General features: G+C 45.3%; 3 protein-coding genes and 1 riboswitch. All 3 genes read right to left on the bottom strand.

Translation table 11 applies throughout. The annotated features are described in order from the left end of the window. Positions 1-51 precede the first annotated feature (51 nt). Positions 52-717: an energy-coupled thiamine transporter ThiT gene (locus WJ238_RS11425; protein ID WP_022068239.1), complete on the bottom strand. Its 666-nt coding sequence runs from the start codon at positions 715-717 to the stop codon at positions 52-54. Positions 718-761: 44 nt separating this feature from the next. Next, a riboswitch (TPP riboswitch) is annotated at positions 762-867 on the bottom strand. Between the two features lie 111 nt (positions 868-978). Next, a complete protein-coding gene (gene pcrA, locus WJ238_RS11420; protein WP_022068240.1) occupies positions 979-3,207 on the bottom strand; it encodes a DNA helicase PcrA in 2,229 nt (742 codons plus the stop codon). A gap of 237 nt (positions 3,208-3,444) precedes the next feature. Further along, on the bottom strand, positions 3,445-4,531 hold a 1,087-nt coding region (locus WJ238_RS11415), incomplete at its 5' end, for an aspartate aminotransferase family protein (protein WP_337606990.1).

The raw sequence follows: 4,531 nt of genomic DNA, 5'->3' as shown, positions 1-4,531 counted from the left end.
TTAATGTACACTGAGAAAAAACCTGTCTGTCATCCTTAAAAGTATATACTTTTACTCCACTGCTGCTTTTTTCACCTGTGCAAGCGCTCTGGCAACTGCAGGAATGGAAATAATGATCACCGTGATCACTCCCTCTGCCAGCAGAAAGCTGTAGTTATAAACAATCGGATACACTGCTTTCAGAGACTGGGGGAAATTTTCCGGCATATAGCTCATCCAGTAAAGATATCCGCCCAGTGCGTGAAAGGCTCCTCGCGCTATCACTGCTGCAATATAGCCTTTCACAAGTCCATGGCTGCTTTTTGCAAAAAAGCCTGCCACTCCCAGCGCCGCAAAAGCAAGAACATAGTCGCAGCACACCTGGAAAAAGGACAGCACATAGGGTTCCTGGATAAACTGCAGGATTCCGTAAGCCAGACCTACCATTACACCGGTTTTGGGGCCGTACCAGTTGGCAGTAAGCACAATAAAGAGCATACTACACAGTGTGACACTTCCTCCCCAAGGCAGGTGAAAAATTTTCAGGTAAGACGTAATAAAGGCAAGCGCCACCGCCATGGCGCAGAATACAAGCTGTTTAGCAGACATTTTCTTCTTTTCAGAGCTTTTTCCTGCAAAAAAGATCGCAAGACCGAACAGCGCCACTCCCACTGCAATGCACACAGCATACCCGGCTGTTGTAAGCCCGCCGTCTGCATTTACCATAAATTGAAACATAAAAAAACCTCCTTCATCTTCGATTGAAGACAAAGGAGATTTACATCTCGCATTCAGCGCATACCTACGTTGGCATTACCCAAATCAGGTTACGGGTCGAAGTTTACAACTTCCTCTCAGCCTGTGACACAAGCTCCCCTGTCGACAATCCATATGTAATAATTTCAGAAACCGCCATTGTCCTTTAACATCCGGTCAGGCTTCTGTAACGAATCCTATTATATACCTGCCGCTTATAAAAAGCAATGTATTTTCCCTGTCTCAGATTTTTTTCAGCTTGGCAAAACCTGCAAACATCTTTTTTGTTCCTGCTCTGTCAAAGTCTACTGTAACCTCGTAATCTCTTCCACCCTCTACGATGTCCTTTACGATTCCCACACCGAATTTTACATGGCGAACCGTATCGCCCACTCCGTAGTCAAGACTCTCTGCTTTTTTTACCTGAAAGCTTTTGGGCTGGAAGGCCTTTGCCTGAAAAGCCATTTTCATCTGCATATAGCTGCTTTTTGCAGAAGTAGTTTCCGGCATCTTTGGCTTGTGCTCCTGAATGGTATGTCCCAGTTCCACCAGCTCCCGGGGAATCTCTCTTACAAATCTGGAAACACGATTGTACTGGGTTTCACCGCGTACCATTCGCTGCTGGGCGCTTGTAAGGGTCAGCTCCTTCATTGCTCTTGTGATCCCCACATAGCAAAGCCTTCTTTCCTCCTCCATATCCGACAGATCTGCAGAAAAAATACACATACTGCTTGGGAACATTCCGTCTTCCATCCCTGCCAGATATACGTAAGGAAATTCAAGGCCCTTGGCGCTGTGCAGAGTCATAAGAAGAACATAATCCTGATCAGGATCCACAGAGTCAATGTCAGCGACCAGGGCAATTTCCTCCAGAAAACCGGAAAGGGTTGCCTCTCGTCCTTCTGCCGCCATGGCTTCCTGATAGGAGACTGTTTTTGAGATCAGTTCGTCAATATTTTCAATCCTTGCTCTGGACTCTTCTGTATCCTCTTCCTTTAACTCATCCACATATCCGGTAAGATCAATAATCTCCTCCAGAAGTTCTTCCACTGTATATGCAGCCGCCTTGCTTTTCAATGACTGAATAAAAGTCACAAAACCGTCAATTTTTGACTGGGCTCTTCCAAGAGACGGAATTTCCTCAGATACCCGCAGGGCATCATAAAAGCTGATCTGCATATGGTCTGCATACTCCTGAACCCGTCCCACAGTGGTTGCTCCGATTCCCCGTTTCGGCACGTTAAGAATCCTTCGCACAGCCAGATCATCGGAAGCATTGTCAATTGTTTTCATGTAAGAAAGAAGATCTTTAATCTCCTTTCGGGCATAAAAGTTCACCCCGCCTACGATCTTATACGGAATGTTTGCAAGAAGACACTTTTCCTCAAAAAGTCTGGACTGAGCGTTTGTCCGGTAAAGGATCGCACAGTCACGGTAGCTGCATCTGCCTTCCCTGCGCCTGGAGGCAATATCTCCCACCACATACTCAGCTTCTTCAAAGCCGTTCATAAACTGGCGAAAATGGATTTTTTCTCCCTCGGGATTCTCTGTCCACAGAGTTTTGGGCTTTCGCTCCGTATTATTTGCAATCACTTCATTTGCCGCATTCAGGATGTTCTGGGTTGAACGGTAATTTTGTTCCAGGCGAATGACTTTTGCCTCCGGAAAAACCTGTTCAAATCCAAGAATGTTTCCGATATTTGCTCCGCGGAATTTGTAAATAGACTGATCGTCGTCACCTACCACACAGAGATTTTCATATCTGGATGCAAGAATACTTACAAATTTAAACTGGGCCGTATTGGTATCCTGATACTCATCCACCATAATGTAACGGAACCGTTCCTGATAAGACTCCAGAACCTCTCCGCAGTTCTGAAACAGTTCTACTGTTTTTACGATCAGATCGTCAAAATCAAAGGCATTGTTTCTTCTTAATGAAATCTGGTATTCCCGATAGATCTCAGCAACCTTTTTTTCATTAAAATCAGCTGCGTTCATCAGCATTTCATCCGGTGTAACAAGCTCGTCTTTTGCATGAGAGATCTGAGCAAGAAGAGAACGTTCTTTATATTTCTTGGTATCCACGTTCAGCCTTCTGCACACATCTTTTATGAGAGTTTTCTGATCGTCTGTATCATAAATGGTAAAATTATTATCATATCCGATGCGGTCTGCATGTCTGCGAAGAATTCTCACACAAGTAGAATGGAAGGTAGACACCCAGACACTTCCCCCGTCCAGACCTACGATCTTATCCACACGCTCTCTCATTTCCTGAGCAGCCTTATTTGTAAAGGTAATAGCAAGAATATTCCAGGGGTTTACTCCCTTTTCTGCGATCAGATAGGCGATTCTGTGAGTCAGTACTCTCGTTTTGCCTGAACCTGCTCCTGCCAGGATCAGAAGAGGACCTTCGGTATGGTAAACAGCCTCCTGCTGCATATTGTTTAATGATTCATATATACTCATATTTTCTCCTATATTCTGTCAGTTCATCATTTTTCCCTGCATGTCTCGCGATTTCGGCATATACATGCCAAGACCCCTGCAGGATAGTGACCTGTAATCAGTAGCTTTTACTTCCAGCGCATTCCTGCATACACTCTGATTTCCTGTATCATGCCCTTCATTGTATCATAGATCTGCGCCTTTATGAATAAAAATATTTCATCCGCATTTAAAACTGCATTTGAAAAAAGCCCGGCATTACGCCAGGCTTTTTTCCAGTTTTTCAATCATTTCATCAATATCTTCTTTTGTGATCACAAGAGGCGGAACCAGTCTCAGTACATCGCTTCCTGCTGAAATCACCAAAAGTCCGTTTTCCAGAGCCTTACTTACAATCGTCCCCACGGAAATACCCTGTATCACAAGTCCCTGCATAAATCCTTTTCCACGTCTCCGGGAGATAATTTCATATTTATCCACAAGAGCGTCCAGTTTTTCCTCCAGATACGGAGTCAGCTCACGGACATGCTCCAGAATATGATCTTTCTCAAAAATATCAAACACCTTGCTCACTGCTGCGCACACAAAGGGATTTCCTCCATAGGTGGTTCCATGATCTCCAGGTTCCAGAGACGCTGCCGCCGCTTTTTCTCCCAGAACAAAAGCGCCTACCGGAACACCGCAGCCCAGAGCCTTGGCGCAGGTCATAATATCCGGCTTTACACCGTAATCCTGCCATGCAAAATATGTTCCCGTACGTCCCATACCGCACTGTATCTCGTCAAAAATCAAAATCAGGTCTTTTTCATCGCAAAGAGCTCTCAACCCCTGCAAAAATCCCGGATCTGCCGGATAAATTCCGCCTTCCCCCTGAACCACCTCTGTGAGAATGGCGCAGGTTTTGTCTGTAATCTGGGATTTTACACTTTCCAGATCATTAAAATCCGCAAATTTCACGCCGCCGATCAGTGGCTCAAAGGGTTCCCGGTAATGAGCGGTCCCGGTAACAGAAAGAGCTCCCATGCTCCTTCCGTGGAAGGAATGGTTCATGGCAATGATCTCATATCTCTCCCCGTTATACTTCGTGCAGGAGTATTTCCGGGCAGCCTTCAGCGCTCCCTCTATGGATTCTGTACCGCTGTTTGTAAAAAACGCCCTGCTCATGCCGCTGGCTTTTACAAGCTTTTCTCCTGCCTCGCTCATAGGCTCATTATAATAAAGGTTTGAAATATGAAGCAGTTTGTCGATCTGCGCTTTCAGCGCCTCGTCATAGCCGGGATAATGATATCCCAGAGCATTTACCGCAATCCCTGCAGCAAAATCAAGATATTCTTTTCCCTCTGTA

This window comes from Claveliimonas sp. (genome assembly GCF_037273965.1).
Taxonomy (GTDB): Bacteria; Bacillota; Clostridia; order Lachnospirales; family Lachnospiraceae; genus Claveliimonas; species Claveliimonas bilis.
The sequence above is the reverse complement of the archived record's forward strand: the minus strand, read 5'-3'. Positions and strand labels throughout refer to the sequence as shown.